This window comes from Nibrella viscosa, assembly GCF_039541875.1.
GTDB lineage: Bacteria > Bacteroidota > Bacteroidia > Cytophagales > Spirosomataceae > Nibrella > Nibrella viscosa.
Map to the genome: position 1 here is coordinate 799,947 of NZ_BAABHB010000002.1, position 15,726 is coordinate 815,672.

The 15,726-nt window shown below is 54.1% G+C and carries 12 protein-coding genes; 3 read left to right on the top strand and 9 right to left on the bottom strand.

All coding sequences use genetic code 11. From position 1 onward, the window contains the following. The first annotated feature begins 184 nt into the window (after positions 1 to 184). Positions 185 to 2,725: a TonB-dependent receptor gene (locus ABD931_RS07855; protein ID WP_345265682.1), complete on the top strand. Its 2,541-nt coding sequence runs from the start codon at positions 185 to 187 to the stop codon at positions 2,723 to 2,725. Between the two features lie 46 nt (positions 2,726 to 2,771). On the opposite strand, the gene ABD931_RS07860 is transcribed toward ABD931_RS07855, so the two are convergent. From ABD931_RS07860 to ABD931_RS07890, 7 genes are all read right to left on the bottom strand, one after another. Next, entirely contained in the window at positions 2,772 to 4,091 is a 1,320-nt protein-coding gene (locus ABD931_RS07860; protein ID WP_345265684.1) for a M20/M25/M40 family metallo-hydrolase, read from the bottom strand. Positions 4,092 to 4,169: 78 nt separating this feature from the next. Continuing rightward, positions 4,170 to 5,717, bottom strand: coding sequence for a M20/M25/M40 family metallo-hydrolase (locus tag ABD931_RS07865; protein WP_345265686.1), 1,548 nt, complete (start codon positions 5,715 to 5,717; stop codon positions 4,170 to 4,172). A 62-nt stretch (positions 5,718 to 5,779) separates the two neighbouring features. Beyond that, positions 5,780 to 7,072 carry a Zn-dependent hydrolase gene (locus ABD931_RS07870; protein WP_345265688.1) on the bottom strand — a complete coding sequence of 431 codons (1,293 nt, stop codon included), beginning with the start codon at positions 7,070 to 7,072 and terminating at the stop codon, positions 5,780 to 5,782. A gap of 61 nt (positions 7,073 to 7,133) precedes the next feature. Beyond that, positions 7,134 to 8,351 carry an acetyltransferase domain-containing protein gene (locus tag ABD931_RS07875; RefSeq protein WP_345265690.1) on the bottom strand — a complete coding sequence of 406 codons (1,218 nt, stop codon included), beginning with the start codon at positions 8,349 to 8,351 and terminating at the stop codon, positions 7,134 to 7,136. Between the two features lie 159 nt (positions 8,352 to 8,510). Continuing rightward, positions 8,511 to 9,161 carry a hypothetical protein gene (locus ABD931_RS07880; protein ID WP_345265692.1) on the bottom strand — a complete coding sequence of 217 codons (651 nt, stop codon included), beginning with the start codon at positions 9,159 to 9,161 and terminating at the stop codon, positions 8,511 to 8,513. A gap of 12 nt (positions 9,162 to 9,173) precedes the next feature. Next, the gene (locus ABD931_RS07885; RefSeq protein ID WP_345265694.1) at positions 9,174 to 10,046 is read right to left on the bottom strand and encodes a DUF6588 family protein; all 873 of its coding nucleotides are present in this window, start codon (positions 10,044 to 10,046) and stop codon (positions 9,174 to 9,176) included. A gap of 30 nt (positions 10,047 to 10,076) precedes the next feature. Continuing rightward, the gene (locus ABD931_RS07890) at positions 10,077 to 11,324 is read right to left on the bottom strand and encodes a hypothetical protein (RefSeq protein ID WP_345265696.1); all 1,248 of its coding nucleotides are present in this window, start codon (positions 11,322 to 11,324) and stop codon (positions 10,077 to 10,079) included. A gap of 101 nt (positions 11,325 to 11,425) precedes the next feature. Here ABD931_RS07890 and ABD931_RS07895 point away from each other — a divergent pair, with 101 nt between their 5' ends. Further along, complete coding sequence (locus ABD931_RS07895; protein ID WP_345265698.1) at positions 11,426 to 13,351, top strand: sensor histidine kinase; 1,926 nt, start codon at positions 11,426 to 11,428, stop codon at positions 13,349 to 13,351. Here the strand turns inward: ABD931_RS07895 and ABD931_RS07900 are convergent. Next, entirely contained in the window at positions 13,330 to 13,971 is a 642-nt protein-coding gene (locus ABD931_RS07900; protein WP_345265700.1) for a response regulator, read from the bottom strand. The genes ABD931_RS07895 and ABD931_RS07900 overlap by 22 nt on opposite strands. 115 nt (positions 13,972 to 14,086) lie before the next feature. On the opposite strand from ABD931_RS07900, the gene ABD931_RS07905 reads away from it, so the two are divergent. Beyond that, entirely contained in the window at positions 14,087 to 15,196 is a 1,110-nt protein-coding gene (locus ABD931_RS07905; RefSeq protein ID WP_345265702.1) for a lactonase family protein, read from the top strand. 14 nt (positions 15,197 to 15,210) lie between these two features. Here ABD931_RS07905 and ABD931_RS07910 read toward each other — a convergent pair whose 3' ends face one another. After that, a complete protein-coding gene (locus ABD931_RS07910) occupies positions 15,211 to 15,657 on the bottom strand; it encodes a GNAT family N-acetyltransferase (protein WP_345265704.1) in 447 nt (148 codons plus the stop codon). Positions 15,658 to 15,726: the final 69 nt, after the last annotated feature.

The window sequence follows — 15,726 nt, forward strand, 5'->3', positions numbered from 1 at the left end:
ATTGCCGGAAGTCTCATAAAGCGCTGAATGCTTATGCAGGCCTTCCTTACTGAAATCGCATTGATTTTTACAATGAAAGCAGGATACCCGGAATTACGATAGTTTTTGCTATCTTTTTGCGGTCAGTGAATGAGGTGAAATCTGTCCTCGCTTACCTGATATAGTTTTGTAAATCAACCACATCATGAGAAACGTATTACTATTTTCTCTTTTCGTACTATTACTAAGCCCCGCCTGGGGGCAGAATACCGGCACCATAACCGGCACTGTTCGTTCCGCATCGGGTGAAACCATGCCGGGCGTATCAATTGTACTGGACAATTCGCGGCTGGGCACGGTTACCGACGAAAGCGGCCGGTATTTGCTTCGCAGCGTTCCGACCGGCCCGCATACCCTGCAAGCCAGTTTTGTCGGGTTCCAGACCTTTCGCCAGTCCATCGTCATCAACGGTAATGAACGTCTCGATATAACACTGACCGACAACCCGACGCAGCTCGGTGAGGTGATTGTCAGCACTCAGAAGCGGGCCGAATCTATTCTCGACGTGCCGATTGCCATAGCGGCTGTGGACGGTAATTTTCTGAAGCGTCAGCGGATTCAGGAACTCGATGTGCTGGCCAATTACATTCCAGGTCTGCAGGTGCAGTTGCAGAGTCCGAATAACCCCGGCTTTGTGATTCGGGGGGTTACCAGCGACGAAGGCGACGCCCGGTCCCAGGCCCGCGTGTCGGTGTTTCAGGATGGCGTTCAGATTTCGCGTTCCCGCGGGGCCGTGGTCGAACTGTTCGACATGGAGCGTGTGGAGGTGGCCAAAGGGCCGCAGGGCACGCTGTTTGGCCGGGGCGCGCAGATCGGCGCTATTCACCTGATCCAGAACAAAGCCCGCAACAACCAGGCTGGCGAGGTGCTGCTCTCGTACGGCAACTATAACGCCCTGTATGCACAGGGCGTTATCAATCAGCCGTTGGTCAAAGACAAGTTTTTTGTGCGACTCGCCGGGGTAGCCAGTAAGCGCGACGGTTTTATCGAAAACCTGTCTGGCGGAACCCTCAACGGAAAAGGGACGTATGCCGGGCGTCTGGCCCTGCGATACCTGCCCGGTACCCGCTCTACCCTCGATCTGCTGGTCAATTACCAATACGATGATTATCCCGGAACGTCGTTCAAAAGCGGCCGCTATGCGCCACGTGGTGGTGACACCAACCCTAATACCTTTGCCGACCTGGAGCAGGGTACCAACCTCTTTACCCGGCGAAAAGTACTCGGCACTACCTTGCTTTGGAATCAGCAGCTTAGCAACCGGCTCACGCTGAATTCGATTTCGGCGTTCCGCTGGTTCGACTCACACGAAAACTTTGACGCCGACGGCACCGTGGCCCCGGCGCTGTTTTTGCGTGAACTGGCTATTGGTCGCCAGTGGAGCCAGGAGTTCCGGCTCAATTACCAGAACGAAAATCGTTTTTCGGGCTTTGCCGGATTGAGCTTTTTCACGGAAGACGGGTCACAGCGGTTGCCGCTGATTGCCGACGAACGGAGTTTGCTGGCCCTGTATACAACGGCAATTTCCCGGTTGGTGCCCTCCGTACCGCTGGTGCCGATTGTGCTGCCGGACGGCTCGGCCAACCTGAGCTTGACCAGTGCCCTGCTGAACAGCCTGCTGCCGTCCCAGGTGCCGCGTCCGTTGCCGCCCCTGAAAACCCGCCACGAAGAAGACTTTGCCAACTTCGGAAAAAATACAGCCTACGAAGTATTTGCCGACGGTACCTATCAGCTTACGCCCCGGCTGAGTGTGAGCGCCGGTATCCGGGGAACGTACGACGTCCAGACTGGCGGTTTTCAGGCCGACCAGGTGGCGGTACCGAGCGTGATTGGTTTGCTGGTCGGCAACTTCCCGAACGTGCTGAACCGGCCCACAAGGGGGATACATTCGGTAACCAAAGATTATTTTTCGGCGGTGGGCCGTCTGGTGGTTGATTACAAAATTGGGAGTCAGAAGGCCTACGCGAGTCTGTCGCGGGGACGCCGGCCGGGTGTTATTCAGGTTTCGGCCATTGATACGATCCTGCTGCGGCCCGAAACGGTCATCAGCTACGAGCTTGGCTACAAAGGAGCCACCCTGGCCAACCGGCTGCAGTATGACCTGGCTGTGTACTATTACGACTGGAATAACTTCCAGTCTACTTCGATTGTGCTGCAGCAGGGGCAGCTACGTGCATTGTCCACCGATGCCGGATCGGCCCGCAGTCTGGGGACTGAGGTGGGCTTACGGTACAATGTATTTCGTACGTCACTGCTCTACGGCAGCTACTCGTACATCGACGGCAAGTTTGATGATTACGATAAGGAAGGTCGGCGGCAGGAGTTCGGCGGCAATCGCTTCCGGCTAACCCCGATGCACCAGATGGCTCTGGGTGCCGACCTCAACTTTCCGGTTCAGTCCCGCTATTCCATTTACGTCCGGCCCAACTACACCTATAAATCGAAAGTTTACTTTGAAAACTCGAATCAGCCGGATCTGATCCAGGATGGCTATGGCCTGGTTAATCTTAATGCAGGGGTGGAGTTGGGAACAAAGCCCCGCATGATGGTCGGCTTCTACAGCAAAAATCTGCTGAATGAGCAATACATCATTGATGCCGGCAATACGGGTAACGCCTTTGGCATCCCAACCTTCATTGCCGGCCCTCCGCGCTTTGTTGGTGCCGAAGTCCGGATAACGTTTTAAAATTTGCCTGCTGCTGTGTTGGGTCTGGTCAGGAAAGACACCTCCATTATTTCCTGGCCAGACCCGCTTCGGCCACCAGCGTCAGCAGCGCGGCCTGAATGGCTTTGTAGGCCTGGTTGTCGTACCACCACTCGTTAAGGGCATGATTGCCGCCGGTTGTTCCACCCTGCCCAATGGTAACTGCCGGAATCCCTTTAGAGATGGGTATATTGCTGTTGGTGGAGCCGCGGCCTATTTTGGGTGTTACGCCGAAATAAGCTACCGCAGCCATCGACCGCTGAATCAACGGGAGGGTCTCCGGTAGTTCGCCGGATGGTCGCTCGCCGATACGGGTATACTCGACCGTCAGAGCCGGACCCGACCGGCGCATCTGGTTATGCTCGGCCAGCGACTGCTGGACCGATTGCTTCAGCAGCGAATCAATCAGCACCAGGTTTTCCGGAATTTCGGAGCGCATATCCACTTCCATCCACGACTCAAATGGAATGGAGTTCACCGACGTCCCCCCACCAATGCGGCCCACGTTGAAACTGGTGCGGGCACCGGTCCGGGTGAATTTGTCGGCGGCTTTGGAGAAGTAATGGATAGCCGAGCCCAGGGCATGTTGCGGGTTGGCTAAACCAAACGCACCCCACGAATGCCCGCCGGGGCCTTTAACCGTAACGCGGTAGCGGTTAGACCCTAAGCCCATATTGCTGACGCGTCCCATATCGCCCGCTTCAATGGAAATCCACGCGTCGATCCTGCGGCTCTGCTCACTGAAGAGGTACTTGACCCCCCGCAGGTCGCCAAGGCCTTCTTCGCCAACCGAACCAACAAACAGCACATCGGCCTGCGTTTCGATGCCTGCGTTTTCCAGCGCCCGTAACACAGCCACTACCGCCACCAGCCCCCGCGTATCATCGCCGATGCCCGGCGCATATAGCGTGTCGCCTTTCTGCTTTACGGTTACGTCGGTCTCTTTCGGAAATACCGTATCCAGGTGGGCATCCAGCGCCACGGTACGTTTGCCTTGTTTGCCTTTACGTAAGGCAAGCACATTGCCCACCTTGTCGGTCCAGACCGAGTCGGCACCGGCTTCTTTAAGCAGGGTGGCGAACCGGGCTCCGCGTTTGTCTTCCATAAACGGCGGGGCCGAAATCTCGGTGAGCCTAATCAGCTCGTCGCGGTTTTGCTTTTGCTGGGCGGCAATAAACTGAAACGCCTTTTGGATTTGCGGATTTTTGGCGAGTTGGTCAATTTCTTTGGTGTATCTGGCGTCTACGTTGCCGGCTTTGCCCGGTTCCAACTCCTGGGCCTGTATATGGGCGGTGTGTACAACGAAGCCGGTCAGGAGGCTGAGGAGACAGGTAGTTGTCAGTTTCATTGTGCTGATTTTTCGGTATAGTTGGTCTGTCGCGTTTTTCAGCCGTCAAGATACTATTTTTTGCGTGAGGGGTTTTCGCTATTCCGTGAAAATAGCCAGCCAGGTTTTGATACCCTCCAGGTAGTTGCCCAGCCGGAGGTTTTCGTTGGCCGCGTGCTGGTTGTTGTCGAGATTGACCATCGGCACGTGGATGGCGGGGATGTTCAGCGTCCGGATGAACGGCGCAATCGGTACCGTACCGCCCATTGTCCGAATTTTGATCGGTTCCCGGCCAAAGGCGCGTTTCATGGCCTGGGTGAGCCACTGATCTTCCAGGCCCCCAAATTCGGTCCGGAACGGCAGTGATCCTACGGCTGCCCGCATCTGAATGAGCTTTGGATACTGGAGCCGGTCGGCATCGGTCGGCTCGTGGTCAATGATGTGATAGCCTTTCTGCTCAATGTGCTGCCTGATCAGGCGAATCAGACGCTGCGGGTCCGACTCGGGAACCAGCCGCAAATCCAGTTCGGCAATGGCTTTGTCGGGGATAATGGTGCCGGCTTGCACGCCCACGTGGGCGCTGGACAGTCCCCGGATATTTAGGGTGGGATACTGCAGGGCTTCCTGGTAAGTACGGCCGACTTTGTCGGGCACTGTAACCCCAATCGTCTGCTGGATCAGGGCCGGATCATCGGGCACAGCCGCCAGAATCCGGGCTACAGATGCATCAATCGTAATGCCGTCGTAGTAGCCCGGTATGGTTACCCGTCCGTCCTCGTCTTTCATCGACCCTAAAAGCTGGGTCAGGCGTAAGGCCGGATTCGGGGCGTAGTTGCCGTAGTGACCACTGTGCTGGGCACCCCTGGGGCCGTAAGTGGTTAGCGTTACGCTGGCAATGCCCCGTGCGCCATAGATCAGTGTCGGCTGGTTGGACAGGTGGCGACCACCATCCATGATCATCATAAAGTCGGCCTGCAATTTATTTTTGTACTGACCCACCGCATCGGCCAGGTGGGGTGACCCCACCTCTTCCTCGCTGTCCAGAATCACTTTGATGTTGTATGGAATGGGTATATGCTCCTGTTGCAGGGCGGTGAGGGCCGTCAGCAGCATCACAATGGGACCTTTATCATCCGAGGAGGAGCGGCCAAAAATCCGCCATTCGCGCGATCCGTCGGTACGGTTATAGGTGGTCTGGAGCTTTTCCCAGGGAATGGGCTGCCATGTGCCGTTTTCCCCCTTCGCTTTCAGGACGGGGGTAAACGGGGAGGCCTGCTGCCAATCGGCGGGCTGCACCGGCTGACCGTCAAAATGCATATAGAACAGCAGCGTTTTCAGCTTTCCGGCCGGCGTTTTGTCGGCTTTATGTTCGGCAAAGACCAGCGGATTTTTGCCTTTGGTGGGCAGCACCTCCACCGAAAACCCACGCTGGGTAAACGCCTTCTGGAGCCAGTCGATATTCGGCTGAATATGCCCGTCGATGCGGGAGTTATTGGGCAAAGACAGGAAGGTGTACAGGTCGTTATACGAGGCCCGGACGTATTTTTCGGTGAGGGTGTCCAACTGCGACATGGTGAGCGGTTGAGCCATTCCTGCGAAACTGCTCACCAGGGCGAGTGTAAGAAGGTGAAGGAATCGGTTCTTCATTTCAGAGAAAGTAGGTTCGTCTAAATCGTTTATGTGGCCGATGGCCTCAGCGTAAGTTGCGACTATTTACGGGAATCCAGGGCCAGCACGGTATGCAGCAGCACGTTGGCACCGTTGGCAATATCGACTGGTTTCGAAAATTCGTTGGGCGAGTGGCTGATGCCTCCAACACTGGGAATAAAAATCATACCGACCGGAGCAATATGGGAAATCTCCTGTGAGTCGTGGCCGGCCCCGCTCTGCATCATGCGGTACGAAAGCCCCAGGCCACTGGCTGCCCGGATGATTAGATCCTGAATGGGTTTGGCCGTCAGGGCGGGCGTTACCGGCGCAAAGGGCTGCCGGAACGTGATGGTGGTACCCGACGCCTTGGCAATGGCGGCCGCGCGGGCTTCTACCTCCCGAAAGAGGGTCCAGATCTTATCGTAGTTCAGATCCCGGATCTCCATGCCCAGTACTACTTTGCCCGGAATGACATTATACGCGCCGGGCTCAACGGCTATTTTGCCCACCGTACCCACCTGCCGTCCTTCGCGACTCGTGATCACGTCGTTGAGAGCTACGGTTAGTCTGGCGGCTGCCAGCATGGCATCACGTCTGCGGTTCATAGGGGTTGTGCCGGCATGGTTGGGCATTCCTTCAATGGTGACCTCCCAGTCTTCAATGCCGACAATGCCCTCTACTACGCCAATCTGTCGGTTTTCGGCTTCCAGAATGCCGCCCTGTTCAATGTGCAGCTCAACAAAAGCTGCGAGGTCGCCTTTTTCCCGGACCATTCGCTGCAGACTGTCGGGGTTGCCGCCAATGGCCCGTATCCCGTCGGCGGTGGTCAGGCCACTCTGCGTTACCGAGGCCAGCACGGCCGGCTTAACCTTGCCAATCATGGCCCCGCTCCCTACGGTTCCCCCTTCTTCGTTGGCGAAAATGATGAGCTCAAGCGGGTGCTCGGTAACGATTTTGTTTTCGTTCAGCATCTCAATCACCTCCAGCCCGCTGATCGAGCCAACGGTACCGTCGTAGTTGCCGCCGTTGGGTACGGTGTCGATGTGCGAGCCGAAGCCAATGGGTTTCAGCGCGGAATTCTTGCCGGCACGTCGACCGATAATGTTACCCGCATAGTCGATGGTTACGGCAAGGCCGGCATTTTTCATGAGTCCCATAAAGTAGGCCCGGCCTTCCCGGTCCGCTTTGCTGTACCCCACCCGACCGGCGCCACCGGGCTGAGCGCCAATGGCGGCCAGTTCCTGTAACCGCTGACTAATTCGTTGCTGATTTACCCGCAGGGAACTGAGCTGGGCATAAGAGGCCGTAGCCAGCGTCAGCAGAACCAGGCAAGCGGGCAGAGACTTTTTCATGCAGTAAATGTAGCGATTTTGCCGTTCCTGATTCGCTGCATTTGGAGCAGGAAGTGAACGCTTACAGGTAACTCAGCCACCACTGTTCTTTGTGGGCTGTTTTGTAGGCATCATACCAGCGGCAGAGCGGATAGAGAATCAGAATCAACGTGGCCCAGATCAGATAAACAACGGGCAGACTGAACCCTTCGCCGGGTACCACAAACTTGATGGGTATTGGGATTTTAGCAGCTTCGGCCAGTGAATGGCCCCGCATCAGAAAGACGAGCAGGCAAACCGTGTGGAGCAGGTACCAATGAGCGATGTAGTAGAAAAAGGCCGTCCGCCCAAAGGTGCCTATAAGGCGGGTGAACCGGTTCTTTACAGGTTCAATGGTAGCCAGAAACAGCAGCGCCGGGCCAATGGTGATGCACATATACAGCAGAGAGGGCGGGTATTTCTGAACGTTGAGGAACGAAAGCAGGGTAAACAGGCTATCTTTTTGCTGACTCCACGGGAGCGGGTCACCGTAGATACCGCTGAACCGCAGTACGATAAAGAAGGCGATCAGCCCCAGCCCCATACGGGTCAATACCGTTCGGCGACGGGTGGGCGAGACAGTGGGCTTGAAAAACGTACCGATGCAATACCCGAGTAGCATCAGCCCCAGCCACGGAGCCAAGGGATAACTGACCAGCACCATGTAATTAGGCGCGTAGGGATACAGTCCGGTCTGATGCAGCAGCGACCACCACACATTTGGTTTAAACCCCGGTGCGGCTTCAGATGCATCCAGCAGATTATGCCCCAGCACAATAGCCAGCCCTAACGCCAGAATCAATCGGAAAGGCAGGTAAATAAGCAGGCCCAGTATAACCATGCTGATACCGATCACCCAGATAACCTGCAGGATGAGTACGTTGTAGAATGGGTTGAAGGTGATGCCAAGCGTAATGATCGTGAGTTCGGCAACAATCAGCCACAGCCCACGTTGAATCAGGAACCGGCTCAGCTCCTTTTTGGTCTTCCGCAGGCTTTGCAGATAGATGGATGTGCCGGACAGAAAGACGAAAATCGGGGCGCAAAAGTGCGTGACCCAGCGGGTAAAATACAAAGCCGGCGTGGTGGAGGCCAGATTCAGGGGATCGTTGGCGAAGGCCGCGCTGTGAAAAAGATCACGGGTATGATCCAGGGCCATGATTACCATGACCAGTCCGCGCAGCACGTCAACAGACTCGATGCGTACCTTATTTGGGGTTAAGGTTTTGGCCGTAGTGAGTTGATGAAGCGACGGATTCATGAAGGTTTTAGAGAAAGGTTCGTTGCCGTGTACGTTTCCTGCCGTACATGTTTCCGACCTGGCAAAACGTACATACTTATTGGGAGGCAATGTACGAAATAGGGCGAATGGAGCAATCCATTGTAAGTGAAAGTTTTATATTGACATTAGTCCGGCAATTTATTTGCATTTCATTCCACCAGAACCGGGCGGCATAAGTTGGCATACATCATAGGTAGCCGTAATGCCTAAGGTTACGAGGGCTTCCGCAGAGGCAGCTTTATTACTGGGATCTGTCGTTCCTTTAAAGCTGATGGTCAGTGCTTTGTTAAGATTATTCAGGTTATCGGAGAGAACCTGCTGAACGTCTGTTACAGCGTTTCGGTTCAGCTTTGCCGTTAACAAGATCAGCGCAATCTCATTTAGGGGAATCTGCACCGTTCCGGTATTGAATAGCGGCACATTCCCACTCCTGCCCGCTACAGTAACCGTACCTTCCAGGTTTAGGGTTGACGCCTGATTGTTAGCTAAAAGGTTAATATCGACAGCGCAACCTTCAACCTTAACCGCCTTCAGGGTGTACGTCATTTTCTCGCCAAGCCATTCCGAATCCAGTTGTTCATTCAAGCCCAGGGTACTTCTGATTTGAGCGGGTGTGATAGTCAGCACCTGCGTACGGCCTGATGTACCGGAAAGGGGAATCTTGCTCTCCAGATTTTTGCGCACCACATATTCCCGGGATCTGTAGTCCCAGTCTTCTGGTGCACACTGGTCATAACTGCCCATTATCAGTACTAACAGGCTGTAGCGTGCGAGTTTAGTTAGTTTCATAGGGAAAATGAGTTAGAAATCAAGGCCCAGACCACCGGTTGCGACGATAGATCCGGCATAGCGGGCGTTGGCGTTTAATTTAATCTTCCAGACCTTCACACTGAATCCGGCTCCGGCTATGAGGGCGTTCTTGTTTTTCAGGCTGAGATTGACCTGCGAACTGGCCTCCGCTGAGTAGGCGTAATGAATATCCGTTTTGCTCATCAGATAGCCTGCAAAACCATAGTAGGCGATTCCTTTCCAGTGCTGCCCGGCTTCGAGCATAAGCTGCCGGCTGCGGACGTTCAACACCGTACCAATCTTAAATTGTTGTTCTGCGTACGCCAGGGTGAGATCAAGATTTCTTGGGTGGAAATATTGACTCAGACTGTGACGGATGCCCCCGCCGATCAGGCTTACCTTTCCGAAATTTTTACCAAAATCGGAGGCAAAATACCGGAGGTTGAGTTCGGTACCGTACAGACTCCCTAGGGTAAGCTGCGGAGCGGCCAGGGGTAAATACCGGGTGTTCAGGCCCCCCGAAAATACATACGAGGTACCGTTATCGCCATTGACGATTACCGACCTGGTATCGCCAAAAATGGTCGGAACAGTGGCTGGTTGTACGGGCGTAAAAGCGCCCTCTGTGGTAGCCGTAAACTGTCGCTGGGCATCCGTCGGTAAGGCCGCAAAGACCACCAGACCTATGTAAAGATGAAAGCTGGAATCGACGCGGGCATCCTGCGAATAGCCGGACTGCAGCATGGCGGGCAGGGCATCGGCAAACGGCTGCAAATAGCCTGTCGCATTCTGACCCTTGTAGGTCCCCAAAAAACTTTCGACCCGCTGCCCGTGGGCTGCCGGTAGCAGCAGCATACTTAATCCAAGTAAAAAGCCGGTTTTCATGTAGGTAAGCATTAAAAGGTTTGTCTACAGTCAGGGGCAGCTACAACAGCAGGATGACAGGGAGACACTCCATAGGACCTGAATATGGATGCTGACGATGGTCGAGAACGGGATGTAGGCATTTGGCGAGCTGACATCAACGGCGTTGACGAGGCTGGGGCTTACCCCGGGAATACAGCTACTGTAAGCCGCAATGCCGTCACGAACCAGCCCCAGGTGGTTGCGCAGGTTTTGCTGCCAGTCGGCGGGAATCATCCGGCATACAAAGGTGTTGGCAATGCCCTGAGAGGCTCCCAGGTGAATGCCGATGGAATACAGAGAGGCCAGGCTGACGCCATTACTGCAACTGATGCGCGACCGCTGAATGGAGCCGAGAATTTCTTTGATCAGCGCATCAATTTCGTTGACAGCCTGTGCGCGCGACATGCCCGGCAACCGGCGAGTGTAATCGCTGATTTTATTGACGTTAAAATCTAAACACCCGATGGTATTTAAGCCGGTAATGGCATTCCCCAGTACCGCCTGCACATCGGCAATCGTTCCGGGCGCAATGACGTCTGACCCTAAGCGGGCCCAGGCTAAGCCTAACCCATAGACACCGGCATAAAAAATACTCAGTTCCCGGTTACAGAGCTTTCCTCCAGCCGGCTGATTAACAACCGGCGTTCTGCTGACTGTGAACGAATATCTTGATCGAACAACGCCCTCATTATTGTAATACGCCCGTACCTCATAACTGCCTTCGGGTAAGCCGGTGAATTCCGTAGTGCCACTCTGCTTCGAATCGGTGTAATACCAGCTGAGGTATTTATCATCGGCACTGCCCGGTTGTGCAATACTGATCCAATCACGGCTGTTGCCCGGCATTCCCGAATATTGGACGATAATCTTTTCGTTGGGCTTGTAAACCGGTTGCGCTGTCTTGACCGATAAATTCTGATCGGCATTTCCGACCCGAAACGGCACCCGTACCCGCACAATGCCTTCATTGTTGTAGTAGCCGCGTACTTCGTAGTTGCCATAGGGGCGGCCACCAAAGGTCAGTGTGCCATTTCGATTGCCGCCTGTGTAGAACCACTCCAGGTATTTATCTTCGGGCATGCCAACCTGAGCAATACTGATCCAATCGCGGCTGTTGCCCGGAAAACCGGCATAATTAACAATGATTTGCTCTCCCGGCTGGTAAATCGACTTTGACAGGCTGACCGATTGGGCAAACGTCTGACAAAGGGAGGTGGATAGAATAACCAGAACCAGTGAAGCGAAGCGCTTTTTCATAAAAGCAGGCGGAGTTTTAATTCAAAGTACGTGGGATTCAAGGCGTTGCTCAATACCCTCATGAGGGTATTTTTTGTATCTTTCTGCAAACGTTTCGGTAGATGAGCAGATACTGGCAGCGGTGTATCGGCTGGGTGGCTTTGGTGATGATCAGCCTGCCTCTTTACCCGCAATCCCCGATTGTGGCCGACCGGCATTTTCGGCAGGTCGTACTCAGCGAACAGACGACCCTATTGGCCGATACCGTGCCGGTGCCGCATAGTCGGGAGGTTATCAAACACCCCGCTGCCTTCCGGCCGCAGGTGGGTCCATCAATTAACCCCGGCTTTACCAATCAGTTCTACTGGGTTCATTTTCGAGTCAGGAATCCGGAGCCAACCCCGAAAGAATTAGTGCTGGAAGTGGAGAATCCGCACATCAACAAGCTGCAACTGTTTACGCATGCGCAGGGACGTTTACAAGCCGGCCTGCTCACGGGCGATCACTTTCCGTTTAGCCGGAGGCCCATCCGGCATCCCCATTTTCTGTTTCCGATAACGATAGCCGGTAACCAGACCATCGACGGGTATCTGTGGGTCGACAAACACGGGGAGCAGGTGCAGATTCCGCTTCGGCTGTGGGCGAAAGATTATTTTATGGCCAATACGAATAAATTGTATTTGTTCGTGGGCTTTATGTTTGGCATTGGCGGCTTGTACTGCGTGCTCAGTTTGCTGGCTCTGCTGTTCTTTCGCCTTCGGCTCATGTTCTACTACTTCGGCTACACGGTTTCGGCCTGGCTGTTTCTGGCCGCTCACACCGGATTTGGCTTTGCGCTGCTGTGGCCTCAGGCTACCTGGTGGACCAGTGCCGCCCGGCCGACGCTGGTGCTGATGATGTATATTTCCTCTGTTTTGTTCGTCCGGGTATTTTTCCGGCTGGAAACAAACTTTCGACGGCTGTTTAGGTACACCACCATCCTGTTAAGCGTGCAGGTGGCGTTGTTGCTGATGCTGTGGCTGCAAAACCCGGCTCTGGGCCTGTTCAAAAATTACTGGTATAACCCGGTTTACTATTCGGGGGAGTGGTTGCTGCGCTACATGATTGTGCTGCATGGGGTAGCCATAGTGTCCATTGCTTCGGTCATTTTTGTTGGGTTACGGGTGTATTGGCAAACCCGCCGGCCCGAAGGTCTGTGGGTGGCAATCGGCTACCTGATGGCGCTGTTGTCGGGTTCTTCCATTACGCTGGTTCATGTTGGTCTGCTACCAGACAATTACGTTACTCATAACCTGCCGCTTGTCACCAACGCCCTGGATACCATTATTCTGTCGGTGTTGCTGGCCAACCGGTTCAAGGACATTCATGTGCAGAACGCCAGGATTGCGGTCGAACTCGCCCTTCAGCGGCAGAAAAATGCGATCCAACTGCTCGAAGGGCAAATTATTGAGCGGAAGCGACTCTCGCAGGAACTGCACGACGGCATCAGCCTGTCGCTGGCTAATATCCGGATGAAACTTTCGATGCTGGCCGACAGTATGAACGGACGGCAAAAAGAGGCTCAGCAACTGGTCCAGGCATTAGGCAATGTCGGTCAGGATGTCCGGCAGTTTTCGCACGCCTTGTCGCCGGTAATGCTGGAGCGATATGGACTGGTCGACGCGCTGGATGAACTGACCCAGCAGATTCAGGACAGCCATCCTGATTTATTGGTGGTGTTTCAGCATGAGCAGATAGTAAACCAGGCTATTCATCCGATGGTGAGCCAGACTATGTATCAGATTTCACTGGAACTACTCAACAACGTCCTGAAACATGCCGAAGCCCAATCGGTAACGGTGCAACTCAATCAGGCCGACAGTGCCTTGCGGTTACTGGTTTCCGACGATGGCCGGGGGTATGATCTTACCGAAAAAAACTGGGGGATAGGCTTGCAGAATATTCAGGCGCGGGTGCAGTTGCTGGGTGGGCAGTTTGTGGTACAGCGTCAGCCGCAGGGTATGGTACACCGGATTGAATTGCCCGCTCAGACTAAACTGTTCTCGTAGGCAAACTTGACCAGGTCGGTATTGGTGTGCAGCCGAAACTTTCTGAAAATATTTTTCTTGTGCGTATGTACCGTATGTTTGCTGATAAACAGGCTCTCGGCAATGGCTTGTTCCGTGAGTCCCTGCGCCGTCAGTCGGATGATTTTTCGTTCCTGCTCCGATAAAGCCGCCAATTGCGGAAAGGCGGTGCTTACCGGTTGGGTGTCGAACCGCAGTCCTTCACCGGCTTTCAGGTGCTTGCTCAGGTACATTTTTCCCTGGGTAATGTGGCTGAGGGCCTCTGCCCATTCGGCTTTCGAAGCATCTTTGAGCAGATAACCGTCAACGCCGGCTTCTAGTGCTTTTTTGGTCAGACTGCTCGATTGGTAAGCCGAGAAGATAAGAATTTGCAGAGCAGGGTGCCGCTGGCGAAGTTCAGGCACCAGGTCCAGACCGTTCTGACCCTCCAGATTCAGGTCCAGCACCAGAATATCGGGGTGGGTTTCCGCACAAACTGATACAATTTCCCGGAGCGATGTAGCCACCCCGACCAGGGTATACTCGCGGAGGCTTTCCAGCATCAGCCTGATGCCGTCGAGTACCACAGGATGATCGTCGGCTACTACAATCCGGGTTGACATGGCTGTTGGCGTTAACGTCCTTGATGCAATGCGCCAAATTACGTATTATTAACGGTTTGACCCATAGACTATATAACAAGCCCATTTACCGGCCGATAAATCTCGCCCAGTACGTATGAAAACCCGCTCTATCTTCCTGATCTTCCTGATGAGTCTTAGCCTCTGCAGCCACGGACAAACCACCGGCTTCTACCTGTACGTTGGCACCTATACCACCAAAGGCAGTGAGGGCATTTATATGTATCGCTTCGATACCCGTACCGGCGATGCTACCCCCGTAAGCATTGCCAAAGGCATAAAGAATCCTTCGTTTCTGGCGATCTCGCCCAACCAGCGCTATTTGTACGCAGCGCAGGGCATAGACGGTGAATTGGTCCACGCGTTTGCCATTGATCCGCAAACCCGGCAACTGACCCTGCTGAACTCCGAGTCGTCGGCTGGCGTAGGACCGCCCCATTTGGAGGTGGACAAAACCGGCAACTGGGTTATCGTGGGGAACTACCGGACCGGCAATCTGAGTGTTCTGCCCATCCGGCCTGATGGTTCAGTGGGCAAGGCCATTCAAACTATTCAGCACGAAGGTACCGGTCCCGATCCGGAGCGACAGGAGCGGGCTCATGTCCATTCCATCAACATAGCCCCTAACAACCGGGATGTTTTTGTGCCCGATCTGGGCATTGATAAAATCATGGCGTATACGTTCAACGACAAAACCGGGCAGCTTGCGCCGGCGGTTTCGCCTTTTATCGCCACGCAGCCGGGTTCGGGGCCGCGTCATTTTACCTTTCATCCGAATGGCCGCTGGGCGTATGTCATTCAGGAGTTATCCTCTACAATTACCGGCTATCTATACCAAAATGGTACGCTGAAACCCTTTCAGACGGTTAATACCCTGCCGGATGGATACACAGGCCGGAAATGGAGTGCAGATGTGCATATTTCGCCGGATGGCCGTTTTCTGTACGGCTCGAACCGGGCCCACGAAAGTCTGGTTATTTTCCGCATCGACCCAAAAACAGGGAAACTTAGCTACGTTGGCCATCAGGACGTCATGGGCAAAACGCCCCGCAACTTCCTGATTGATCCCACCGGCCGCTGGGTGCTGGTCGCCAATCAGGATACCGACAATATTGTCATTTTTGCGCGGGACCCGGATAGCGGCAAACTTACCCCAACCGGAAAAGAAATAATAGTATCTATGCCGGTTTGTCTGAAAGCATTATGAACGGGGAGTTCAGGCTACTGCTCCTGCATATTTTTTACAAACTTAAAATGCGAGGGTTCAAAGGTGAGCTCTTCGTAAAACCGGTGGGTATGCGTGCGGTCCTGATTGCTGGTCACTTCCAGGTTGACCAGTTTTTCGCGTTTGCCGATTTCTTCCAGGGCCTCTACCAGCTTCCGGCCTATCTGCTGGCTTCGGTATGCCGGCTTAACGTACAACTCCTGGATTTCGCCCACTTTGCCGGCATGGTGCAGCAGGTATTGAATATGACAACTAATGAAACCAACTATTTCCTGTTTGATCTCGGCTACCAGGTAGTGAACCCGCGGATCGGTCAGGTTGTGCAGGAAGACCGACCGGAAGGCGTCGAAATCCAGTTCGGTTTTCTCCAGATCGCAGATAAAGTCAAAAATTGTGCGTACATCGTGGCTATTGGCTTTTCGGATGGCGACGGGCGCGTTCATAGATAGAGAAAGATTTACAGCAGGTCTGCAAGATGTCCCTAAAGTGTGGTTAATTTCGGGATTTTCCGC

What these genes read in the sequence shown, in the direction of transcription:
- ABD931_RS07855 (WP_345265682.1), top strand. Translation starts at nt 185, where the DNA reads ATGAGAAACGTATTACTATTTTCTCTTTTCGTACTATTACTAAGCCCC.
- ABD931_RS07860 (WP_345265684.1), bottom strand. Translation starts at nt 4,091, where the DNA reads ATGAAACTGACAACTACCTGTCTCCTCAGCCTCCTGACCGGCTTCGTT.
- ABD931_RS07865 (WP_345265686.1), bottom strand. Translation starts at nt 5,717, where the DNA reads ATGAAGAACCGATTCCTTCACCTTCTTACACTCGCCCTGGTGAGCAGT.
- ABD931_RS07870 (WP_345265688.1), bottom strand. Translation starts at nt 7,072, where the DNA reads ATGAAAAAGTCTCTGCCCGCTTGCCTGGTTCTGCTGACGCTGGCTACG.
- ABD931_RS07875 (WP_345265690.1), bottom strand. Translation starts at nt 8,351, where the DNA reads ATGAATCCGTCGCTTCATCAACTCACTACGGCCAAAACCTTAACCCCA.
- ABD931_RS07880 (WP_345265692.1), bottom strand. Translation starts at nt 9,161, where the DNA reads ATGAAACTAACTAAACTCGCACGCTACAGCCTGTTAGTACTGATAATG.
- ABD931_RS07885 (WP_345265694.1), bottom strand. Translation starts at nt 10,046, where the DNA reads ATGAAAACCGGCTTTTTACTTGGATTAAGTATGCTGCTGCTACCGGCA.
- ABD931_RS07890 (WP_345265696.1), bottom strand. Translation starts at nt 11,324, where the DNA reads ATGAAAAAGCGCTTCGCTTCACTGGTTCTGGTTATTCTATCCACCTCC.
- ABD931_RS07895 (WP_345265698.1), top strand. Translation starts at nt 11,426, where the DNA reads ATGAGCAGATACTGGCAGCGGTGTATCGGCTGGGTGGCTTTGGTGATG.
- ABD931_RS07900 (WP_345265700.1), bottom strand. Translation starts at nt 13,971, where the DNA reads ATGTCAACCCGGATTGTAGTAGCCGACGATCATCCTGTGGTACTCGAC.
- ABD931_RS07905 (WP_345265702.1), top strand. Translation starts at nt 14,087, where the DNA reads ATGAAAACCCGCTCTATCTTCCTGATCTTCCTGATGAGTCTTAGCCTC.
- ABD931_RS07910 (WP_345265704.1), bottom strand. Translation starts at nt 15,657, where the DNA reads ATGAACGCGCCCGTCGCCATCCGAAAAGCCAATAGCCACGATGTACGC.